This window comes from Erythrobacter sp. Dej080120_24, from assembly GCF_036322605.1.
Lineage (GTDB): Bacteria > Pseudomonadota > Alphaproteobacteria > Sphingomonadales > Sphingomonadaceae > Erythrobacter > Erythrobacter aurantius.
Genome location: NZ_AP027262.1, coordinates 2056740 through 2079442, shown reverse-complemented (window position 1 = coordinate 2079442; position 22703 = coordinate 2056740). Strand labels below are relative to the sequence as shown.

The window sequence follows — 22703 nt, the reverse complement described above, 5'->3', positions numbered from 1 at the left end:
GACAGTGAATTTCCGGACCGGCCCGATGCGAACTTCCGCCTCGGGCCGTTTTCATAGGTAGGAGAATAAAGTGGCGAAGCGCTCTGGGGCCGCCTTGTTGATGGAATGCCTGATCGAACAGGGGGTCGAATATGTCTTCGGCTATCCCGGCGGTGCGGTGCTGCCCATCTATGACGAGTTGTTCGGCGATGAACGCATCCGGCATATCCTCGTCCGTCACGAAGCGGGCGCGGCGCACGCTGCCGAGGGATATGCGCGCGCCACCGGCAAGCCGGGCGTGGTGCTGGTGACCTCCGGCCCGGGCGCGACCAATGCCGTCACCGGCATTGCCGATGCCTTCCTCGATTCCATTCCGATGGTCGTCATCACCGGCCAGGTGCCCACCGCGCTGATCGGGACTGACGCGTTCCAAGAAGCCGACACCGTCGGCATCACCCGCCACTGCACCAAGCATAACTATCTGGTGAAAGACCCCGCCGATCTGGTCGCGACGGTGCAGGAGGCGTTCCGCATCGCCACCACCGGTCGCCCCGGCCCGGTCGTGATCGACATTCCCAAGGACGTGCAGATCGCCGTCCCGTCCAAAAGCCACGCCGTCGTCGCACCCGGATCACATCGCTATGCGCCGCAGATGGTCGCCCCGGCGGAACAGGTGGCCGAAGCGGTCGAGATGATCGCCAGCGCTGAGCGTCCGATCCTCTACACCGGCGGCGGGGTGATCAATTCCGGGCCGGAGGCAAGCCGCCTGCTGCGCGCGTTTCAGGATCTGACGGGCGCGCCCGTGACATCGACGCTGATGGGCCTTGGTGCCTTCCCTTCCACTCATCCCGACTGGCTCGGCATGCTGGGCATGCACGGCACATACGAAGCCAACATGGCGATGAACAAATGCGATGTGATGGTCTGCATCGGCGCCCGCTTTGACGACCGGGTGACCGGCAGGCTCGATGCGTTTTCGCCTGACAGCAAGAAAATCCACATCGACATCGATCGCAGCTCGATCAACAAGAACGTGCCTGTCGACCTCGGCATTGTCGGTGACTGCGCGACCGTGCTGGAACAGCTGATCTCCGCATGGGGCAGCCGGAAGGCGCAGGACATGGGCGAATGGAAAGCGCGGATCGCCGGCTGGCGTGCGCGCGAATGCCTCGCCTACCCCGAAAGGTCGAAGAAAGAGCCCAACGCGATCATGCCGCAAAAGGCGGTCGAGCGGCTCTATGCGCTCACGCACAAGCGCAAGCCGATCATCACCACCGAAGTCGGCCAGCACCAGATGTGGGCGGCGCAGTATTTCGGGTTCGAAGACCCCAACAAGTGGCTCACCTCGGGCGGGCTCGGGACGATGGGCTACGGCCTGCCTGCCGCTATCGGCGCGCAACTGGGCCATCCTGACGCGCTGGTGATCGATATCGCGGGCGAAGCCAGCATCCAGATGAACATCCAGGAACTCGGCACCGCGTCGCAATACCGCCTGCCGGTCAAGATTTTCATCCTGAACAACGAATACATGGGCATGGTCCGCCAATGGCAGGAACTGACCTATGAAAGCCGCTATTCGAACAGCTATTCCGACAGCCTGCCCGATTTCGTGAAGCTGGCCGAAGCCTATGGCTGGAAGGGCATAAGGATCGAGCGCGAGGAAGACCTCGACGCAGGGATCCAGCGGATGATCGATCACGACGGCCCCGTCATCGTCGATTGCTGCGTTGCCAAGGACGCCAACTGCCTGCCGATGATCCCGTCAGGCGCGGCGCACACCGACATGCTGCTGTATGGCGACGCCCACGGCGGCACCATGGACGACGAAGCGAAGGCGCTGGTTTAAGGGGCGGCCGCATGGCCGCGCGCAAGGGATAATCCGACACATGAAAATCAAGAGCGCCGAAAGCGAACGCCACGTGCTGACCGTGATGGTCGACAACGAGCCGGGGATTCTTGCCAAGATCACCGGCCTGTTCACCGCACGCGGCTATAACATCGACAGCCTGACCGTGGCCGACATCACCGAAGACCACGCCGTCAGCCGGATCACCATCGTCACCAACGGCCCGCCCGCGGTGATTGACCAGATCGAGGCGCAGCTTGAACGGCTGGTGCCGGTGCACAAGGTCACCGATCTCACCACCGCCGGCCCGCATGTCGAACGCGAGCTGGCGCTGATCAAGGTCGCAGGAACCGGCGACAAGCGCGTCGAGGCGCTGCGCATCGCCGAACTGTTCCGCGCCAAGGTGGTCGACACCACCACTCAAAGCTTCGTTTTCGAACTCACCGGAGCGCCCGACAAGATCGACAGCTTCATCGCCCTGATGCGCGAGCTTGGCCTTGTCAGTGTCGGCCGTTCCGGCGTTGTCGGCATGCTGCGCGGCCTGTCAGAAGCCTGAACTTCCATTCCAGAACACACCAGAATACAAGAGGGAAAACCCATGAAAGTTTATTACGACGCCGACGCCGATTTGGGCCTCGTCAAGAGCAAGAAGATCGCCGTTCTCGGCTATGGCTCGCAAGGCCACGCCCATGCCCAGAACCTGCGCGACAGCGGTGTGGCCGAAGTCGCCATCGCACTGCGCGAAGGGTCTGCCACCGCAAAGAAGGCCGAAGCTGCGGGTTTCAAGGTGCTGTCCAACACCGAAGCCGCCAAATGGGCCGACATCCTCATGATCCTCGCCCCTGACGAACATCAGGCTGGCATCTGGGAAAACGATCTTGCCGGGCACATGAAGCCGGGCAGCGCGCTCGCCTTCGCCCACGGGCTCAACATCCATTTCGGCCTGATCGAGCCGCCCGCCGATATCGACGTGATCATGATCGCACCCAAGGGTCCAGGCCACACCGTGCGCAGCGAATATCAGAAGGGTGGCGGCGTGCCGTGCTTGATCGCGGTGCATCAGGACGCCAGCGGATCGGCCAAGGACGTGGCGCTTGCCTACGCCAGCGGCGTTGGCGGTGGGCGCTCGGGCATCATCGAGACGAACTTCCGCGAGGAATGCGAAACCGATCTGTTCGGCGAACAGGCAGTGCTGTGCGGCGGGATCACCCACCTGATTCAGGCCGGTTTCGAAACGCTGACCGAAGCCGGTTACGCGCCTGAAATGGCCTATTTCGAATGCTTGCACGAAACCAAGCTGATCGTCGACCTGCTGTATGAAGGCGGCATCGCCAACATGCGCTATTCGATCAGCAACACCGCCGAATATGGCGACATCACCACCGGCCCGCGCATCATCACCGCCGACACCAAGGCCGAAATGAAGCGCGTGCTCGACGACATCCAGTCGGGCCGTTTCGTGAAGAACTTCGTGCTCGACAACCGTGCCGGCCAGCCCGAGCTGAAAGCCGCCCGCAAGCGCGCCGAAGCCCACCCGATCGAACAGACCGGGGCCAAACTGCGCGCCATGATGCCGTGGATCAGCGCCAACAAGCTGGTCGACAAGACCAAGAACTAAGGGCATCGGGTGGAGCGATGTTCGAAGGTCGCTCCACCCGCATTCTCTACGCGATCTGCGCGGTCGCCTTTGTCGTGATCATCGCGCGCGCCTACATGAACGTCAAAGGCACCGACGCGCTGCAACCCGTCCTGCCGCAATCACAGGTCGAAGCCTTCGCCCGCCAGCAGCTTGACGCGTTGCAAGCCGAAAGCTTTGCCAGCGACCGCGAATTGTGCGGGATCATCTTCGAAACCTCCGATGGAGAACTGGGCGTGTCGCGCCCCACCGACGGGGACGAAGCCAGCTGCGACATCTCCTATTTCGACGAACCGGGCATGGTTCCCGTCGCCAGCTTCCACACCCACGGGCGCCACAGCCCGCAGTATGATGGCGAAGTCCCGTCGCTGATCGATATCGAAAGCGACATCGCGAGCGGCATGGACGGCTATGTCTCCACCCCCGGTGGCAGGTTGTGGCATATCGACCATGAAGCCGCGGCCGCGCGGATGGTGTGCGGGCCGGGATGCCTTACACAGGACCCGAATTACGTCCCCTGCCCTTCCGACAGGATCGAGCCGAGCTATTCCGTCACCACCCTGAAACAGCGATTCAACGATCTGCGGATTGGTTGCTGAGGCAAAGAAAAAGCCCGCAGAAGGTCCTCTCTCCTGCGGGCTTTATCCATTTGCGACCGTCGGGGCGGGCAATCACGGGACGCCGCATCCCTCAACCTGCGACCCTTGCGGATCATCGGATGGTCGGGCTCAAGGGCAAGAAAGGCCCGACCACCCGCATTTGCCTGAAAATGGGTGCAGCCGGGGAGACTAGGAGGAACACCCCCGGCCACACCCAAGAATGCGCGCCTGTCAGGCAGCCGACGCGCAAACCCTGATGTTTCGTGTCTGCGGCGTCCATCCTGCGATACTCGATCGGTTCGGGGGTCATCAGAGGCCGGATCGGTGGCCAACCGATCCGTTTCGTCACAAGCCGCAGGATGAACGCACATCAGGTCATTCGCGGGCGCGAGGGTTTTGGTGACAGGCATGGCAAAATATTTTCCGCCCTTGCGGACAGAGCCGCTCACCTCGGCGAGCCTCTCGACACGCAATCGCCAATCGGCCAGAGGCGGAGGCGAAAGGAAAGGCGGCTCATGCGGCTGACAGATTGCCACAATATCGACGATTTCCGCAGGCTGGCGAAGGCGCGGCTGCCCTTCCCCGTGTTTGATTACATCGACGGCGCGGCGGATGACGAACTGACCAAGGCGCGCAACACCGCCGCCTATGACAGCGTCGATCTGGTGCCCGATGTGCTGGCGGGCGTGGAGACGATCGACACCTCCTGCATGATCCTCGGCCGCAAATCGGCATTGCCGCTGATGCTGTCACCCACTGCAGTGCAGCGCGCTTTCCACTGGCAGGGTGAAACCGCCGTGGCCAAGGCGGCGGAGAAATTCGGCCTGTGGTTCGGCATTTCCAGCCTTGCGACCCGCAGTATCGAGGAAATCGCCGCGCTCACCACTGGGCCAAAGCTGTTCCAGCTCTACGTTCACAAGGACACGGGGCTGAACACCCATATGATCGAACGCTGTCAGGCGGCGGGCTTTGATGCGCTGGCGCTGACGGTGGACACGATCGTTTCAGGCAAGCGCGAACGCTGCCTCAGAAGCGGCTTCACCACCCCGCCCCGCTTCACCCCGGCGAGCGTGTGGAGCTATGCCACCCGCCCGCGCTGGACGCTGGATTACGTCCTGCGCGAGAAATTCCGCCTGCCCAATCTCGACACCCATGTCAGCGAGGGGACGAACAAGGCGGTGAGTATCGCGGAATATTTCAACACCATGCTCGACACCTCGATGGACTGGGACACCGCCGCCGCTATCCGTCAGCAATGGGGCGGCACCTTCGTGCTCAAGGGGGTGATGAGCGTTGCCGATGCGCGCCGCGCTGTGGAAATGGGCGCGGATGCGATCATGCTGTCGAACCACGGGGGGCGGCAATTGGACGGCAGCCGCGCTCCGTTCGATCAGTTGCCCGAAATAGTCGATGCCGTGGGCGGGCAGATCGAAATCATCTGCGACGGCGGCGTGCGGCGCGGCACGCACGCGCTCAAGGCGCTGTGCAGCGGCGCGACGGCGGCGTCCGGCGGGCGGCTTTATCTCTACGCGCTGGCGGCTGCGGGTCAGGACGGGGTCGAGCGTGCGCTGGGCATCCTCAAGGACGAAATCGAGCGGGCGATGCGGCTGATGGGGGTGACAAGCGTGGACCAGTTGACCGCGGATCGCCTGCGCGCGCGGCCGGTGTTATGATCCTGTCATGAAACCGCAACGCAAAGGGCGCTTTGGCGGGCGGGAATACTTGATGCGACGGGAAAGCCCCATGAACAGACTTTCGATCATCTTCACCGTCCCTGCACTGCTGGCGCTGGCCGCTTGCGGCGCGCCTGAGGAAACCGATACTTCGGCAGCGGCGAATGATTTCGCAGCGCGCATCAACGGTGGCGGTGCGGGCAATGCGCCTGCTCCTGCAGCGACGGTCGCGCCCACGATCGCTCCTCCGCGCGAAAACGCCGCACCGGGCGCGTTTGCTCCCGGTACGGCAACCGATCCGGCCAGCCAGACCTGCAACGCCAACAAGATGGGGCCGTTCCTTGGCCGCACGGCGGACGAAGCCACCCGGCTTGAGGTGATGAGCGCCGCGGCAGGCGCGGCAGAGGTGCGCTTCATTCAGCCGGGCAGCGATTTCATCAACCCCGACCCGACCAATCCGCGCCTCAACATCATGCTCGACAATCAGGGTATCATCCGCGACGCGCGTTGCGGTTAAGGCAATAGAAAACCCCGCCACTCGGTTGAGCGACGGGGTCTTCCGTCAGGGTTGGTCCAACAATCAATCCTGATAGTGCTCGTCCGGCGTGTGGGTCGGATAGTTCACATCCGCCTTCTCAATGAAACCGGGGATGTCCTTGTTCCAGCGGGTCGCCACGTCTTCGCTGAAGTTCAGATACAGCGTGCCGTCGACGATCTTGTAAACATTGGGATCACCCGGTGCGAGCGCATCATTGGCGCCGATCGCCCATGCGCAATAGCCGCCATAGGCAGGCGCGTATTTCGCCGGGTCTTCGATAAAGGCCTTGGCGTTGTCTTCGCTGGCAAAGCGATAGTCATAGCCCTGATAGCGGACGGTGAATTCTTCCGAACCTTCGACAGGTACGCCGTCTCCGGTGAAATAGCTGACGACATCAAAGCCGGACACGGCAAGCGTATCGGCCTTGGCCATGCGATAGACCGGGCCGGTCGGTTCTCCACCGAGATCGGCATAGACCGCAGGCTGTGCCGCCTCGACAGCGGTGGCGGTATCGCCTTCGGCGGTTTCGGCGGTCGCGCCACAAGCGGAAAGGCCAAGCACCAGCGCGCTGGCGAAAATCGGGGCAAACAGGGATTTCTTCATCGGGTTCCTCCTTGGGGACGAATTTTCAGCCGACGGCCGGACAGCCGGCAACACCCTGTATTTCGCCAGCTGCGCGCCCTTGGTTACACGCAGATTTGCGTGCCGTTCCAAGCTAGCGTTCTTCCCGGCTTGCGCCGGGCGCAATTATCGGCAAAGAGAGGGGCATGGTTATGCACGGCACGCTGCTTCTACGACTTATGCGCCCTTGGGCGGCATAGGGTACGCGCGCGTGAGAGCGGCGCGGCCCACCGTCCAAGGGGTCCGCAGCCATCTCCCTGAAATCTTCTCAAAAAGAGCACACGCGTAAGCCATGTTGAAGAACCCTTCGGCCAAATACCGCCCCTTCCCCCAGATCAACCTGCCAGACCGGCAGTGGCCAGGCCGCGTGATCGACACCGCGCCGCGCTGGCTTTCCACCGATCTGCGCGACGGCAACCAGTCGATCATCGATCCGATGGACGCTGTGAAGAAGCGTCGCTTTTTCGATCTGCTGGTCGAAGTCGGCGTCAAGGAAATCGAAGTCGGCTTCCCCAGCGCCGGGGCGACCGAATTCGACTTCATCTCCGGCCTCGTCAAATCGGGCGTGATCCCCGATGACGTGATCGTGCAGGTTCTCACGCAAAGCCGCGAAGACCTGATCCGCACCAGTTTCGACAGCCTGCGCGGCGCGCGCGCGGCCATCGTCCACCTCTACAACGCCGTCAGCCCGGCATGGCGCGACATCGTGTTCCGCATGAGCAAGATGCAAGTGCGCGAAATCGCCATGACTGGCGCCAAGGTGATGCGCGACGAGGCAGCAAAGCAGCCCGATACGCAGTGGCATTTCCAGTACAGCCCGGAAACCTTCTCCACCGCCGAACTCGATTTCAGCATCGAGGTTTGCGAGGCAGTGATGGACGTGCTCCGGCCCACGCCGGAACATCCGATCATCCTGAACCTGCCGGCCACGGTCGAAGCGGCCACGCCCAATATCTACGCCGACCAGATCGAATATTTCTGCCGCAACCTGCCCAACCGCGAAAGCGCGGTGATCTCGCTCCACACCCACAATGATCGCGGCACCGGCGTCGCGGCGGCGGAACTGGGGCTGATGGCGGGAGCGGACCGGGTGGAAGGCTGCCTGTTCGGCAATGGCGAGCGCACCGGCAATTGCTGCCTCGTGACAATGGCGCTCAACATGTACACGCAAGGCGTCGATCCCGGCCTCGATTTCTCCGACATCGACCGGGTGATCGAGACGGTCGAATATTGCAACGACCTGCCCGTCCACCAACGCCACCCCTATGGCGGCGAACTGGTCTACACCGCGTTTTCGGGCAGCCACCAGGACGCGATCAAGAAGGGTTTCGAAGCGCACCAGCAGCAGAATGACGAGCTGTGGCGCGTCCCCTATCTCCCCATCGACCCGGCGGATCTCGGCCGCAGCTACGAGGCGGTGATCCGCGTCAATTCGCAAAGCGGCAAAGGCGGCTTTGCATGGGTGCTGGAACAGGATCAGGGACTCAAACTGCCCAAGAAGATGCAGGCCGATTTCTCCCGCCATGTTCAGCGCATGGCCGATGAACTGGGCCGCGAACTCAATGCCGCAGACATCTGGTCGGCGTTCAAGACGGCCTATCACATCGACGATGCCGACAAGCATTTCCAGCTGGTCGATTACGAGGAAAGCCGGGGAACCGACGGCACCCGCATCTTCGCCGGGAAAATCGCGGTCGATGGGGGCGAGCAGAGCGTGTCGGGTCGCGGCAACGGCCTGATCTCAAGCGTGGTCAGCACGCTCGAAGGCGCGTTCGATCTCGACATCCATGTGCTCGATTATTCCGAACACGCACTGGGCAAGGGCCGCGACGCACGTGCTGCTGCCTATATCCTGTGCCAGTCGGGTGATCGGATAATCTGGGGCTGCGGCATCGACGAAGACGTGGCCACTGCCAGCGTACGCGCAGTATTGAGCGCGGCGAATTCGATTGTGGCGGGGCGCTGACCTCCGGCGACTTGATGCCGGTCAAAGATCGGCGCAAGATAATCGGGCAAAGTGATGTTTCCTTGGGAGGGGAGAACCACGATGGCCACGCTCGAATCCGCAGCAGCGGAACCTGCGAATGTCGCGGATGATCTGGCATTGGCCGATCTTCGCGCCGCGCTCGGCGCCGGATGGCGCGATTTTCTTGCCATGCCGCAATACGGGCTGTTTTTCGGCGGCATCTATGTGCTGGCCGGCATCCTGATCGGATATGTCGCATTCATCGGAGGCGAGCTTTCGTGGCTGATCCCCGCAACCGCCGGTTTCCCGCTGATCGCGCCCTTCATTGCGGTGGGCCTGTACGAAGCCAGCAGACGGCGCGAGGCGGGCGAGCCGCTGAGTTGGAGCAAGGTGCTGGGCGCGCTGAAAGGGCATGGTGACGAACAGATCCTGTCGATGGGGGTGATCGTTTTCGTCGCCTTCGGGTTCTGGATGATCGTCGCCCATGCGATCTTTGCGATCTTCATGGCGGAAAACGGCGTCGGCGGTGAATCGCTGGCCGCGCTGCTCACGCCAACGGGGCTGACGATGCTGGCAGTCGGCAGCGCCGTGGGCGCGGTGATGGCGTTTGCGTTCTATACCGTCACGGTGATCAGCCTGCCGATGCTGGTGGATCGTAACGTCGATTTCCTCACCGCGATCATCGCCAGCATCCGCACCGTCAAAACCAATCTGTTCGCCATGCTGGCATGGGCGGTGATCATTTCGGTGCTGCTGTTCATCGCGATGATCCCGGCGTTCTTCGGCCTGATGGTGGCTCTGCCCGTCCTCGGCCACGCGACCTGGCACCTGTATCGCCGGGTGGTTGGCTGACGCGAAAGCCTGGCACGTTTCCTACTCGCTTTCCGGCGCGTAGGCTGCGCGTATGGCCACCCCACCTTGCCGCGTGACACTTTGCCACTGTCCAAAGCGACACTTTGCGATGGTGAAAGGTGTCACTATCGCCGCTTCGGGTTACACTTCGGGGCGCGGGGTGACAGTTTGCGCGGCAAAAGTGACACTCTGGGCCGCAAAAGTGACAGAAAACGATTCTTTCCTCAGGACAGTGTTCCACATGTTCCATCCTGTAGGGAAAAGCGCATGGGAGACGCGTTGAATGACCGAAGCCATCCTTGAACCCGAAGCGATCCTTGAGCCCGAACTGCCAATCATCGACCCGCACCATCACCTGTGGGACTTGCGGCCGATGCTGCCGATGTTTCCGCAACCGCGCCATCGCTTCATCGAAACGCTGGTGCCGGTGGCGCACTACACCTTCGACCAGTTCAGCGCAGAGGTGAACACCAGCGGCCACAATGTCGTGGCGACGGTCTTCATGGAATGCGGGGCGTTCTACAACGGGGCATATGGCGATGCTCTGAAGCCGGTGGGCGAAGTCGAGTATGTGAACGGCGTCGCAGCACAGAGTGCGAGCGGGCTTTATGGCAAGGCGCGGCTGTGTGCGGGGATCGTGGGCCATGCCGATCTGACGCGCGGCGCGGCGGCGGGCGAAGTTCTCGATGCCTTGCAGGCGGCGGCTCCGGGCCGGTTCCGCGGCATCCGCCATCAGGGCGCGTGGGATGCCGATCCGGAAGTGCTCGGCCCTCCGTTCCATGCCCCGCCCCAACTGTACCGCGATGCGACCTTTCGCGAAGGCTTTGCCGAACTGGGCAAACGCGGGATGAGCTTTGACGCGTGGATACTGGAGCCGCAGATCGGCGATGTGATCGATCTGGCCCGCGCCTTCCCCGATACGCCCATCTGCCTTGACCATTGCGGCACCCCGCTGGGCATGGCGAGCTATACCGGCAGGCTTGAGGAGCGCTTTGGCATCTGGCGCGATGCGATCATCGAACTGGGCAAATGCGAAAACGTGATGGTGAAGCTTGGCGGGCTGGCGATGCACAATTGCGCCCTGCCCGAACAAGGCCCCGCCGCCGGAGTCGGATCGGAGGAACTGGCGCGGCTGTGGAAGCCCTACATCGAGACATGCATCGAAGCCTTCGGCACGAACCGGGCGATGTTCGAAAGCAACTATCCGGTCGATCGCTGGGGCGCGACCTATCCGGTGCTGTGGAACGCGTTCAAGCGGATCACGGCAGGGGCCAGCGCGGACGAGAAAGCGGCGCTTTATGCCGGGAACGCGAAGGCCTTCTATCGCATTGAGGAGGTTGCGTAGTTGCAGATCGCAACCTAACGCGCCGCAAGACAACTGGAGAGATCACCCATGCCGCTTCCCGCCCCGTTTGACCGCCTTCGCCTGCCGCTGATCGGATCGCCGCTGTTCATCGTGTCCGGACCGGAGCTGGTGATCGCGCAGTGCAAGGCCGGGATCATCGGCAGCTTTCCGGCGCTGAACGCGCGTCCGCAATCGCTGCTCGACGAATGGCTGCACCAGATCACCGAGGAACTGGCGAAGCACAATCGCGAGAACCCCGATCGCCCGGCTGCACCGTTCGCCGTAAACCAGATCGTCCACAAGACCAACGACCGGATCGATGCCGACATGGCGACCTGCGAGAAGTGGCAAGTGCCGATGGTCATCACCTCGTTGGGCGCGCGCGAGGAAGTGTATCAGGCGGTGAAGAACTGGGGCGGGATCACGATGCACGACGTGATCAACAACCGCTTTGCCATGAAAGCCATTGAAAAGGGCGCGACCGGCCTGATCCCGGTGGCGGCGGGCGCTGGCGGCCATGCAGGGGCGCTGTCGCCCTTTGCGCTGATGCAGGAGATCCGCGAATGGTTTGACGGGCTGGTCGCACTGTCCGGCTCGATCGCGCACGGTGCCTCGATCCTTGCCGCGCAATCGCTGCGCGCAGACTTCGCCTATGCCGGAAGCGCCTTCATCGCGACCGAGGAAGCCAATGCCGACGCCGCCTACAAGCAGGGCATCGTCGATGGCGACGCAAGCGGTATCGTCTACACCAACCTGTTCACGGGCGTGCACGGCAACTACCTGCGCTCATCGATCGAGGCAGCGGGCCTTGATCCCGACAATCTGCCGGAAAGCGATCCGTCGAAGATGAACTTCGGCAGCGGCGGCAACACCAAGGCCAAAGCTTGGAAGGACATCTGGGGATCGGGCCAGGGCGTCGGCGCGATCAAGTCGGTCGGCACGGTGGAAGACCTGGTGGCGCGGATGGAGCGCGAATATCACGAAGCCAAGGCGCGGATGCTGGCGAATTCGAACTACACATCGTGGACCCAACTGGCGGAGGCTGCGGAGTAACCGCCCTCACGTCGTTGCCCACAGCGCCTCGGCCATGGCGTCGAGCTCGGTGAAGTCGAAGCCGGTGCCGAGCGGATCGTTGCGATTGAGGATGATGCGGTTGCGTTCCGCCAGCAGCCGCCGTCGCAATGCCCTCTGAAGCAGCGCGAGGCGGAAGACGGCCTGCTCGGCAGCGCCCTCGGGAGATCGGAGGCGTGTGGTGGCCCAGTCCGCTTCGATGGCCCCGACACGCTCGATCACCATCTCGTTGTAGCGATGGTGCGGCCCCCGGTGCAGCGGCAGCGAAGTGCGCAGCGACGCCTTCTCGGTCGCAGGGAGCAGCAGGCCGTTGGCGCGAAAGTCGTCAAACCGTACCCGCCCTCGCCCGATCGCCGCGAACATCCGCCCGAAACACTGCCGCCCAAGCAACTGCCGGGGAAGCAAGTGATGCCGCTGCATTGTCGGGTCATGCTCCTTGGACCCGCGGCGATTGATTGAGCGAAAGGGTATCGCGACGCGCGAAATATCCGCCTGCCCGCGGAACTGCAGTTCACAAAGAGCGATAGCGACCCCTTCGTTTAGGGGGCTATTCTCTTGAAACCCTGATAAACTTCTGGTTCCGGGACAAGGTTAACAGCAAGCGGGAACCATCCGGCCCGACGATCCGTTCGCTACCCTCGATGCCGCCGAGAATTACCAACTGATTGACGAGGCGCACCCCAAGACGCGTGGCGGCAAGCGGGTCTGCGGAAAGGGGTGGTTCAATCCGGATTTCCTGACCGATCCAGTATTCAAGCCCGACGCTTTGCACAGCACCGTCGAGCGTTTCACGAAATGCGGTCAGGCCAAGTGCCGGAAATGGGCCTCCTGAGATCCAGGCACTTGTCGTCGATTCGAAGAAGCGCCGGCCGATCACACTGTTCGAAGGTGGCCAGACCACAGCAACCAGATCGTCAAAATGGCAAAGCAGATCACTGGCAAGTCCAACGAGTGCCTTGGCCACCGGCACGCTGTTGCCACCGGCAGAGACATGTGGGCCTGGCATCAATTGGATCGGATCGCATTCTGGAGGATCAGGCATTTCGGCCATGTCGAATTGGTGGTTGATCACGGGCAAGTCCACCTTCGCACCGGGTGCGATGCCGACGAGATCGAAGACAAGGCCTTCGCGAAGCAATTCGAGCCAAATGGAATTCGACCCGGAAGGTTCATCATCGCTCGGGCCAAGCGAATGTCCGTCGTTGGCAACCAGATGGATCGACCGATCCGCCTCCGGATCATGGGTGAGCGAAATCGCCCGCTGACTTGCGACAAACGCTCTTATCGCAGCGCGGTCAGGCCGCTTGCCTCTCGCAAACAGCAGAAATAGCCCCTTGGCAACTGAATCCGATGACCCAGCGATACCCTAAAATCCCTTCCTCACCGCGACCCGCGGTAGGCTGCGATCTAAGCTTGGCCGCATTTCATTCCAGCGTCGAGTCTCGATTGTTCAGAAACAACACAATTAGCCGAGTTAAGTCAGAAAAGCCCCATCGACAGCCCCTCGGCCAACCCGGTGCCGAGTTCTCGGCAATCATGCAAGACTTTGTTGCATGGCGATTTTTCTGCAAGGATCGCTTCGGGCGTCTGAGCGTCGAACCGGACAATCATCGGGTCAGCCACCCTGCGCAACCGCCAGCCCGTCGCGATGCGATCCAGTTGCCGCTGAGCCCCCTCGCCATCCGATCCCGCCGCGATAATCGTCGCATAGGCACGGCCTTCTAGCTGGCCGAGCACCGGGTAGTAATTCGCATCGAACATCTCCTTCATCTCCCCCGACAATGCCGCAAGATTTTCGGGGCCGACAAAGAGGAAACCGGCGTGCGCCAGCAAATGTTCGGCGCTTACGTCCCGAGCGCGCATCAAATTTGCATTCGGGTGATCGGCCGCGGCTTGCGCCATCGCCTTGCTGGCTCCAGTCCGGCTGTGCCAGATGACGAGAAGATTGCGGGCATTGCTCATGCCACGGCTTCGCCAATAGGGCTGTCGATTGTCAATCCGCATCTCTGTCGCACCAGCCCGGTATCGGCTAATGTCACGAGATGAATTCCCGTTCCCTCTCCAATGTTCTCGGTGTCGCACAATCGCTTAACGGGCGTGCGTGGCAGTGGCGCGGCGGCAATATGGAACTGGCAGAGGGCGCACATGGCCTTGATAACGACATCGTCACCCAGTTGCTGATGACCCGGGGGGTCGCTGCAGACGAGGTGGAGAAACACGCGAAGCCCACCATGCGCGAATTTCTGCCCAATCCATCCGAGTTCCGGGATATGGATCGCGCTGCCGAAAGGATCGTGAAGGCGATAGCCGCCGGCGAAAAGATCACGATCTATGGCGACTACGATGTCGATGGGGCGACAAGCGCCGCGCTGCTGGTGGAATTGCTCCGTTCGCTGGATGTTGATGCAGGTTATTACATTCCGGATAGGCTCCTCGAAGGTTATGGCCCCACAGGTGAAGCCCTGGTGCAGCTTGCGCGCGAAGGCTCCAGCCTGATTGTCACTGTCGATTGCGGGGCCATGGCGCACGAAGCGCTGACTATGGCGCGCGATGCGGGTGTGGATGTCATCGTGGTGGATCACCACAAATGCGCAGCGGAGCTTCCTCCTGCCGCCGCATTGGTCAACCCCAATCGCCTTGACGAAAACGATCTCGCGGCAAGCCACGGGCATCTTGCAGCGGTCGGCGTGGCGTTCCTGCTCGCGATTGCAGTCGTCCGGGTTTTGAGAGCCGACGGATACTTCAATGGACGTCAGGAACCAGACCTGATGAGCCTGCTCGATCTGGTCGCGCTCGGCACCGTGGCCGACGTTGCTGCATTGCACGGACTCAATCGCGCCTTTGTCGCTCAAGGCCTCAAGATACTCGCTCGGCGCGAGCGGATCGGCATGGCCGCGCTGATGGATGCAAGCCGCCTTACCCGTGCGCCAGTGGCGTCAGACCTGGGCTTTGCACTGGGTCCGCGGATCAATGCCGGTGGGAGAATTGGCGAGTCGACACTGGGTGTCCAGTTGCTGACAAGCCGTGACCCCGAGGAAGCGCGCGAGATCGCAGAGCACCTTTCGCGGTTGAACGAGGAACGGCGAGCCATCGAGGCGGAGGTGCAGGAGGCAGCCGAGGCGCAGCTCGCTGGTCAGCACAATATGGCAGTCCAAGTTCTATCGGGCTCGGGATGGCACCCCGGAGTGATCGGGATCGTCGCCGGCCGGATCAAGGAGAAGACCGGCAAGCCGTCCATCGTAATTGCGTTGGACGATGCGGACGGAACGGGAAAAGGCTCAGGCCGATCGATCAGCGGCGTGGATCTTGGAGCAGCGATCATTGCTGCCCGCGAAGAAGGATTGCTGGTGGCCGGTGGCGGACATGCGATGGCGGCGGGCCTCACCATTCCCGCAGACAAGCTTTCTGCCTTCACCGAATTTCTCGATTCGCGGCTGGCTCGCGATGTCGAGCGTGCACGGGCCGGACAGGTCATGCACCTTGACCTGTCGCTGGCACCCGGAGGCCTTACGCCGGATCTTGTCACCGCGTTGGAGGCGGCAGGCCCGTTCGGTGTTGGCTGGCCGGCTCCGCGTGTCGCCGTTGGCCCCGCACACATCATCAAGGCAGACATAGTGGGCAAAGACCACCTGCGGGTGATTGCCGCTGGCCAAGACGGGCGTTCGTTCAAGGCCATCGCATTTCGTGCGGCTGAGACCGAGATGGCACAGACGCTGATCCACCGCAGCAAAGGACGGCGGTTCCATCTGGCCGGTCGGGTCAAGCTGGATGACTGGGGCAGCCGTCCGGCGGCAGAATTGCATCTGGAAGACGCGGCGTTTGCCGATTGAATCGTGCACCATCTTTGGCGGCACACAAATTTTCACAAATCCTGCCAATACGGGCTTGACCCGTCGGACGCACACCCCTAGATGCGCGCTTCCGCAACGAGCGTGGCCCGTTCGTCTAGCGGTTAGGACGCGGCCCTTTCACGGCTGAAACACGGGTTCGATTCCCGTACGGGTCACCAACTTTCCACGCTCGGCTTGCCGGTTAATCACACAAAAATTGACCTTGCAGCCGAGCGCTGTAGAGCGATTGCCCATGGGCTCTTGGCAGACCTTTCCTGTGGCCGGCATTCTCCTAGCGATGGTGGCTTTCGTGGCCTTGCTGCTGCTTGGCACCGATCCGATTCTGTCTGCTGCCGTCATCATTGTCTGGATCGGATCTCTGCTCGTAACCGCAGGCCAACCACCTGAGCCACCTCCGGTAGTGGTAAAGCCATCCTTTACCCGCGATGCCATGCGCGATCTGATCGAGAACTCCTCGACACCCCTGCTGGTGACGGAAAAGAACCTGATCGTGATCGCCAATCGCGTCGCGCGCAAGTTGTTGGGACAGCACATAATCGGACAGGATGCCCGGGTCGCGTTTCGCCACCCGGAGGCGGCAGCATTGGTTGGCGAACAGCGCAATGGGCAGGCCATCGTGCGCGGCCTCGTGCGTCGGCAGGACATCTGGCAGGTCAATCGACAAGCTGTCGATGACAAGCTCGCCGTTATCGAACTGATCAACCAGACCGCCGAAGCCGACATCAGCCGCGCCCATACCGATTTTGTGGCCAACGCGAGCCATGAACTGCGTACGCCGCTTGCTGCGATCCTCGGCTACGTCGAAACGCTGAGGGAAAGCGGCGGCAACCTTGATTCGCCCACCTCGCAGCGTTTCCTCGAGACGATCGAACGCGAAGCGCAACGCCTCCACAGCCTGATCAGCGATTTGATGAGCCTGTCACGGGTGGAAGCGGAAAAGCATGATTTGCCTCAGCAGTTGCTAGCGCTGGGAAAGCTGGTGGAGCGCGCTGCGCGGGATGCAGCGGGTTCCGAGAGAATGCAGCGCCTAGCGCTTGAATTGACAGAAAGCCCGAGCGTTCGCGGCGATGAACAACAGCTGGAACAGGTGGTGCGAAACCTCGTCGATAACGCGCTGAAATACGGCGCGGCGGATTGCATCGTGCAGGTCCGTCTAGATCTCGCGCGCGATGGCATGGCGAGAATCAGTGTTATCGATCAAGGGGATGGCATTGCACCTGAGCATATCCCGCACCTGACACGGCGATTCTATCGCACCGATCCGGGTCGCAGCAGGGCATCAGGCGGCACCGGGCTCGGCCTCGCCATCGTCAAACATATCGTGGAACGTCATCGCGGAAAGCTCGACATTGAGAGCGACCTGGGCAAAGGGACCCGCGTGATTGTCCGTCTGCCGTCAGTCGAATCCGCCGGAATGGCATCAGGATCCGCCCCAGCAGCCACCGTTGCTGAGCTTCCTGATGCGCAAGATGATCAGGATTCGACAGCCGTGTCGTAATTTTGTCTTATTTCTTCAACATTCGCACTCCATTGCACATTTCGAACGCCTCTGAAGTCTAGCTTTACCGCCCAATTGCGGCCCTCCTGACCGAACCGGTCGCTTCAGGGAAAACAGGTTAACCCATGTCGCCCATCACTCTTTTTCTGATTGCCGTCGGACTAGGTCTCATCGGCTGGCTTGCCGGCAGGGCTAAGGCGTGGAGTTTTCAGAAGGCAAGTCCCGACGTCCGGCCCGCTGCGCGCCCGGTGTATTATGCTTGGTATGTGGCGGTGTGGGTCATCGTGCCTGTTCTGGCTTTCGCGGTGGCATGGTCTCTGATCGCCCCGCAACTGATCATGCAAAGCGTCCTCGCATCTCCCGCCGCGGAAGTCCTCCCGAGCTTCGGCTTTGAACGCGAAGCATGGATCGCAGAAGCGCGAGCGGTTGCCACAGGCAATGCAGCCGGTGTCTTCAACGAAGAAGCCGCAGGGCTGGTCGAACCCTTCCGCGAAGCAATAAGCCGCTACAATCTGACCGGCATTGCCATCACCACCCTGATCGCTTTCGCTGGCGGTGCATGGTCGTTCCTGCGCGTCAAGCCGGATTTCCGCGCTCGCACCAAGGTCGAACGGACGGTGATGACTGTGCTGTTGCTGGCATCGCTCGTCGCGATCCTGACCACCTTCGGTATCGTTGCGAGCCTCGTTTTTGAGACCGTCCGTTTCTTTGGCATGGTTTCGCCGATTGACTTCCTCCTCGGCACTTTCTGGGCCCCCGATCCGATGAGCAACCCGGCAAATCCGGACGGTTCACGTTACGGAGCGATCCCGTTGTTCTGGGGTACGATCCTGATCGGGGCGATCATCGCAATGATTGTCGCCATTCCGCTTGGCCTGATGAGCGCGGTCTACCTAACCCAGTATGCCGATCCGCGCCTGCGTGCATGGATCAAGCCCGCGCTGGAGATTCTCGCGGGCGTTCCCACAGTGGTTTACGGCTATTTTGCCGCGCTTACGATTGCGCCCGCCATCCGTGACGCCGCAGTTGCGGTGGGCATTTCAGGCGCATCGACGGAAAGCGCGCTAGCCGCCGGTGTCGTGATGGGCGTGATGATCATTCCATTCGTTTCCTCGATGGCTGACGATGCCATGGCGGCCGTTCCTGGAGCCATGCGTGATGGCAGTCTCGCAATGGGAGCAACCCAGTCCGAGACGATCAAGCGCGTGCTTTTCCCAGCTGCCCTTCCGGGGATCGTGGCGGGGATCATGCTCGCCGTGAGCCGCGCGATCGGAGAAACAATGATCGTGGTCATGGCCGCCTCGCCTGCGGCAAACCTTACTGCCAACCCGCTCGAACCGATGTCGACTGTGACCGTTCAAATCGTCAAGCTGCTGACCGGTGAACAAACGACCGAACACCCGGCAACGCTCAGTGCATTCGCACTGGGCTTCGTTCTGTTCGTCGTGACCCTCGTCCTGAACATCATCGCGCTTCGTGTCGTCAAACGGTTCCGTGAAGCTTATGAGTAACGCCGTGAACACCTCCAACCTGGGGCCCACCCGTACAGACGCTTTCGCGAAACGGCTCAAGCAGCGCTACATTGCCGAGCGTCGCTTTCGCGCGCTGGGTATGGGCGCCATCGTTTTCTCAGTTTCAGTTCTGGTCTTCCTCCTGGGCAACATGCTGATCAACGGTATCGGCGGGTTCCAGCGCGCCGAAGTCGAAGTCACGATCGACTTCCCTGCCAGCGGCTTGAGCGGTGATGCCGCTTCGCTGTCAGCACCGAGCGCGATACAGATGCTCGAGATGCAGGGGCTTGACCAGATCGTTGCTTTCTATGCCGAGCAGCAACTAGGAGCAGATGGCGCAGCAGAAGTCAGCCGCGACGCTTGGCGCGACGTGGCGGCCGAATTGCAGGCCGATCCCACGCTGATCGGGCGAACAGCAAGTTACGACCTCGCCGCCTCTTCAAACCTAGCCGCAGGCCTCGCTGGCGAAGGATCGCCAGAGATGCAGGCGCTTGCCCAAAGGCTCGTCAGCGAGGGCAAGCTTGCCAAGAACTGGGACTCGGGCTTCCTGACCCGGTCCGATGCGACCAGCCCGCAGCAAGTCGGCATCTGGGGCGCGCTCAAGGGGTCGATCTTCACCATGATCGTCACCTTTGTTCTGGCGTTCCCCATTGGAGTCCTGGCGGCTCTGTATCTTGAAGAATACGCGCCGAAGAATCGTTGGACTGAACTGATCGAGGTTTCGATCAACAATCTGGCCGCGGTGCCCTCGATCATTTTTGGCCTTCTGGGTCTGGCGGTGTTCCTCACCCTGTTCCCCAACTTGCGATCAGCGCCGCTAATCGGGGGTATGACGCTGGCGCTGATGACCATGCCGGTCATTGTCATTTCCGGACGAAACGCGATCAAGGCGGTGCCTCCTTCGATCCGTGATGGCGCCCTTGCCGTCGGCGCATCGCCGGTACAGGTCGTGTTCCACCACGTCCTGCCGCTTGCCCTGCCCGGCATGCTCACGGGTACGATCATCGGCATGGCACGCGCGCTTGGCGAAACCGCGCCGCTGCTGTTGATCGGAATGCGCGCATTTGTCGCGACCCCTCCTGATGGTTTCACGTCCCCTGCCACCGTCCTGCCGATGCAGATTTTCCTGTGGTCGGACGAGATCGACCGGGGCTTTGTCGAGCGCACCAGCGCCGCCATCATCGTCCTGCTGCTGTTCCTCATGCTGATGAACGGCCTCGCCATTTATCTGCGCAACAAGTTCGAGAAGACCTGGTGACACGCATTCACGAAAGCATCAAAGAAGACAAAAACGCGAAAATGAGCGCGCGTGATGTCTCTGTATATTACGGCTCCAAGAAGGCTATCGACGATGTGTCGATCGACATCTCGCCCGATTACGTGACTGCCTTCATCGGCCCGTCGGGCTGTGGCAAGTCGACCTTCCTGCGGTGCTTCAATCGCATGAATGACACCATCGCTGCGGCAAAGGTGACCGGCCTCATCGAACTGGAAGGCGAGGACATCCACGGCGATGCCATGGACGTGGTGCAACTCCGCGCGCGGGTCGGCATGGTTTTTCAAAAGCCCAACCCCTTTCCCAAATCGATTTACGAAAACATTGCCTACGGTCCGAAGATTCATGGTCTTGGCGAAAAGAAGGCGGACCTCGACGAAATCGTCGAGCGTTCGCTCAGGCGTGCCGGGCTTTGGGACGAAGTAAAAGACCGTCTCGACGAGTCGGGCACGGCGCTTTCTGGCGGCCAGCAGCAACGTCTTTGCATCGCCCGAGCTATCGCGGTCGATCCCGAAGTGATCCTGATGGACGAACCGGCATCAGCGCTCGATCCCATCGCGACTGCCAAGATCGAGGAACTGATCGACGAGCTTTCGGGTCGTTATGCGATCGTCATCGTCACCCACTCGATGCAGCAGGCTGCTCGCGTCAGCCAGCGCACCGCGTTTTTCCATCTCGGCAAGATGATTGAATACGGGCCCACCTCGGATATCTTCCAAAATCCGATAGAAGAGCGTACCCGTGATTATATTACAGGTAGGTACGGATAATTGTCTGATCATACAGTCAAAGCATTCGATGAGGACATCACCCGGCTTCGCGGCCTGATCGCGGAGATGGGCGGCCTTGCAGAGGTTGCTATTCAGGAAGCACTCGAAGCACTGGTTCGCGGAGACGAGGCGCTGGGCGATCAGGTTGTCGCGCGTGACAAGAAGATTGATGCGCTCGAATCCGAGGTGGACAAGCTCGCCGTCAGGATCATCGCCCTGCGCGCACCGATGGCGGACGATTTGCGCGAAGTCATCGCCGCGCTGAAAATCGCCGGCGTTGTCGAGCGGATCGGCGATTATTCGAAGAACATCGCCAAACGTGTCGGCATGATCGAAGGGCGCGACCGTTTCGAACCGCTGACCTTGCTGCCCGCCATGGGCGAAATTGCCGGCGAAATGGTCCATGACGTGCTGACGGCATACTCGGCACGCGATCCCGATCTGGCCCGCGAAGTGATCGCAACCGATGCCAAGGTCGATGCCTTCTACAACAGCATTTTCCGCAATCTCGTGAGCCACATGGTCGAGAACCCTGCGACCATTTCGAGCGCGGCGCAGCTGCTGTTCGTGGCCCGCAATCTTGAGCGGATCGGCGATCACGCGACCAATGTGGCCGAGATGGTCCACTTTGCGGCGACGGGCGTCTATCCGCCTGAAGAAGAGCGGTAGGCGAGGATTTGGCGGTAGGGCGTGATTGTGGAAAATTTCGCCCACCCTGTTTCATCAAACTGTAGCCGAAATGAAACATGGGAAAGCTGCAACCCGGTTTTCTCGCGGGTCGTAGTCTAGGAGACAGCCTATGTCCGCCGCCAAACTGCTGCTTGTCGAAGACGATCCGGCTCTGTCGGAACTGCTCGAATACCGTTTCCAGAACGAAGGCTACAGCGTGCGCTGCACCGGTGACGGTGATGAAGCTTTGGTGCTTGCCAGCGAGGACGTGCCTGATCTGATCATCCTCGACTGGATGATCGAAGGCACCAGCGGGATCGAGGTTTGCCGCCGCCTGCGTCGCGACAAGGAAACCGCGCATGTCCCCATCATCATGCTGACCGCACGCGAGGCGGAGGATGACCGGGTGCGCGGACTGGAAACCGGGGCTGACGATTACCTGACCAAGCCATTCTCCCCGCGCGAACTGCTGGCCCGTGTGGCGGCGGTGATGCGCCGCATCCGTCCGGCATTGGCGGGCGAAACAATCGAGGTTGGGGACATCAAGCTCGATCCGGTGGCGCACAAGGTGCAGCGTCGGGGCCGCGCTCTGCAATTGGGACCGACGGAATACCGTCTGCTCAAATTCTTCATGGAAAGCCCTGGCCGCGTGTTCAGCCGCGGACAGTTGCTCGACGGCGTATGGGGCACCGGCTCCGACATCGAATTGCGCACCGTGGACGTCCATATCCGCCGCCTGCGCAAGGCGATCGAAGTCGATGGGGCAAAAGACCCGATCCGCACCGTGCGTTCGGCGGGATACGCGCTCGAAGTGAACTGATCGCGCTCTCCCCGCAGCCTTTGCTGCACCCGCGAACGAAATTGACAAAGCTGACACGGCGTCATGCGCGTTTCGCGCCGTTTTTTCCCTTTCGATCAGACAGTTGCGCCAGATAATCGAAATTGACACTTACCCAGTTTTAAAAAAATTATTGCTCCCTCTTGGGGGGCTGCATTGCGACA

21 protein-coding genes and 1 tRNA gene are annotated in these 22703 nt (G+C 61.4%); 18 read left to right on the top strand and 4 right to left on the bottom strand.

The annotated features are described in order from the left end of the window. Positions 1–100 precede the first annotated feature (100 nt). From ilvB to AABA34_RS09865, 6 genes are all read left to right on the top strand, one after another. Positions 101–1825: a biosynthetic-type acetolactate synthase large subunit gene (ilvB, locus tag AABA34_RS09890; protein ID WP_445083779.1), complete on the top strand. Its 1725-nt coding sequence runs from the start codon at positions 101–103 to the stop codon at positions 1823–1825. Positions 1826–1865: 40 nt separating this feature from the next. Then, the gene (gene ilvN, locus AABA34_RS09885) at positions 1866–2381 is read left to right on the top strand and encodes an acetolactate synthase small subunit (RefSeq protein WP_034953918.1); all 516 of its coding nucleotides are present in this window, start codon (positions 1866–1868) and stop codon (positions 2379–2381) included. Between the two features lie 42 nt (positions 2382–2423). Next, positions 2424–3443, top strand: a complete 1020-nt coding sequence (ilvC, locus tag AABA34_RS09880; protein ID WP_034953916.1) for a ketol-acid reductoisomerase — start codon at positions 2424–2426, stop codon at positions 3441–3443. Between the two features lie 17 nt (positions 3444–3460). Further along, positions 3461–4060: a DUF4329 domain-containing protein gene (locus AABA34_RS09875; protein WP_338302472.1), complete on the top strand. Its 600-nt coding sequence runs from the start codon at positions 3461–3463 to the stop codon at positions 4058–4060. Positions 4061–4575: 515 nt separating this feature from the next. After that, positions 4576–5733, top strand: coding sequence for an alpha-hydroxy acid oxidase (locus tag AABA34_RS09870; protein ID WP_338302471.1), 1158 nt, complete (start codon positions 4576–4578; stop codon positions 5731–5733). Positions 5734–5803: 70 nt separating this feature from the next. Beyond that, the gene (locus tag AABA34_RS09865; RefSeq protein ID WP_034954734.1) at positions 5804–6250 is read left to right on the top strand and encodes a hypothetical protein; all 447 of its coding nucleotides are present in this window, start codon (positions 5804–5806) and stop codon (positions 6248–6250) included. A gap of 63 nt (positions 6251–6313) precedes the next feature. Here the strand turns inward: AABA34_RS09865 and AABA34_RS09860 are convergent, their stop codons facing one another. Continuing rightward, positions 6314–6874, bottom strand: a complete 561-nt coding sequence (locus AABA34_RS09860; RefSeq protein ID WP_338302470.1) for a YHS domain-containing (seleno)protein — start codon at positions 6872–6874, stop codon at positions 6314–6316. Positions 6875–7184: 310 nt separating this feature from the next. Between AABA34_RS09860 and leuA the strand changes: the two genes are divergently transcribed. The 4 genes from leuA to AABA34_RS09840 all read left to right on the top strand — a co-directional run bounded on the left by leuA (position 7185) and on the right by AABA34_RS09840 (position 12108). Then, the gene (leuA, locus tag AABA34_RS09855) at positions 7185–8858 is read left to right on the top strand and encodes a 2-isopropylmalate synthase (RefSeq protein WP_338302469.1); all 1674 of its coding nucleotides are present in this window, start codon (positions 7185–7187) and stop codon (positions 8856–8858) included. A gap of 81 nt (positions 8859–8939) precedes the next feature. Beyond that, positions 8940–9710 carry a DUF2189 domain-containing protein gene (locus AABA34_RS09850; RefSeq protein ID WP_338302468.1) on the top strand — a complete coding sequence of 257 codons (771 nt, stop codon included), beginning with the start codon at positions 8940–8942 and terminating at the stop codon, positions 9708–9710. 283 nt (positions 9711–9993) lie between these two features. Further along, the gene (locus AABA34_RS09845; protein WP_338302467.1) at positions 9994–11055 is read left to right on the top strand and encodes an amidohydrolase family protein; all 1062 of its coding nucleotides are present in this window, start codon (positions 9994–9996) and stop codon (positions 11053–11055) included. Between the two features lie 48 nt (positions 11056–11103). Then, positions 11104–12108 (top strand): NAD(P)H-dependent flavin oxidoreductase, encoded by a 1005-nt coding sequence (locus AABA34_RS09840; RefSeq protein ID WP_338302466.1) that lies wholly within the window; start codon positions 11104–11106, stop codon positions 12106–12108. Positions 12109–12114: 6 nt separating this feature from the next. On the opposite strand, the gene AABA34_RS09835 is transcribed toward AABA34_RS09840, so the two are convergent. The 3 genes from AABA34_RS09835 to AABA34_RS09825 form a co-directional block, all read right to left on the bottom strand. Beyond that, positions 12115–12582 (bottom strand): AHH domain-containing protein, encoded by a 468-nt coding sequence (locus AABA34_RS09835; RefSeq protein WP_338304727.1) that lies wholly within the window; start codon positions 12580–12582, stop codon positions 12115–12117. A 91-nt stretch (positions 12583–12673) separates the two neighbouring features. Next, positions 12674–13264 (bottom strand): hypothetical protein, encoded by a 591-nt coding sequence (locus AABA34_RS09830; protein ID WP_338302465.1) that lies wholly within the window; start codon positions 13262–13264, stop codon positions 12674–12676. Between the two features lie 341 nt (positions 13265–13605). Then, positions 13606–14088 carry a flavodoxin gene (locus AABA34_RS09825; RefSeq protein WP_034953908.1) on the bottom strand — a complete coding sequence of 161 codons (483 nt, stop codon included), beginning with the start codon at positions 14086–14088 and terminating at the stop codon, positions 13606–13608. Between the two features lie 80 nt (positions 14089–14168). On the opposite strand from AABA34_RS09825, the gene recJ reads away from it, so the two are divergent. The 8 genes from recJ (at position 14169) to phoB (ending at position 22521) form a co-directional block, all read left to right on the top strand. Further along, positions 14169–15956 carry a single-stranded-DNA-specific exonuclease RecJ gene (recJ, locus tag AABA34_RS09820; protein WP_338302464.1) on the top strand — a complete coding sequence of 596 codons (1788 nt, stop codon included), beginning with the start codon at positions 14169–14171 and terminating at the stop codon, positions 15954–15956. Positions 15957–16060: 104 nt separating this feature from the next. Beyond that, positions 16061–16135 (top strand) — tRNA-Glu (locus AABA34_RS09815). Between the two features lie 98 nt (positions 16136–16233). Then, positions 16234–17475 carry an ATP-binding protein gene (locus tag AABA34_RS09810; RefSeq protein ID WP_338302463.1) on the top strand — a complete coding sequence of 414 codons (1242 nt, stop codon included), beginning with the start codon at positions 16234–16236 and terminating at the stop codon, positions 17473–17475. A 125-nt stretch (positions 17476–17600) separates the two neighbouring features. Continuing rightward, the gene (pstC, locus tag AABA34_RS09805) at positions 17601–18986 is read left to right on the top strand and encodes a phosphate ABC transporter permease subunit PstC (protein ID WP_338302462.1); all 1386 of its coding nucleotides are present in this window, start codon (positions 17601–17603) and stop codon (positions 18984–18986) included. Continuing rightward, positions 18979–20244 carry a phosphate ABC transporter permease PstA gene (gene pstA / locus AABA34_RS09800; RefSeq protein ID WP_338302461.1) on the top strand — a complete coding sequence of 422 codons (1266 nt, stop codon included), beginning with the start codon at positions 18979–18981 and terminating at the stop codon, positions 20242–20244. The genes pstC and pstA overlap by 8 nt, the downstream gene beginning before the upstream one ends. Positions 20245–20285: 41 nt before the next feature. Then, entirely contained in the window at positions 20286–21032 is a 747-nt protein-coding gene (gene pstB, locus AABA34_RS09795) for a phosphate ABC transporter ATP-binding protein PstB (RefSeq protein ID WP_338302459.1), read from the top strand. Further along, positions 21033–21701, top strand: coding sequence for a phosphate signaling complex protein PhoU (phoU, locus tag AABA34_RS09790; RefSeq protein WP_034953897.1), 669 nt, complete (start codon positions 21033–21035; stop codon positions 21699–21701). A gap of 130 nt (positions 21702–21831) precedes the next feature. Next, positions 21832–22521: a phosphate regulon transcriptional regulator PhoB gene (phoB, locus tag AABA34_RS09785; protein WP_034953895.1), complete on the top strand. Its 690-nt coding sequence runs from the start codon at positions 21832–21834 to the stop codon at positions 22519–22521. Positions 22522–22703 lie beyond the last annotated feature (182 nt).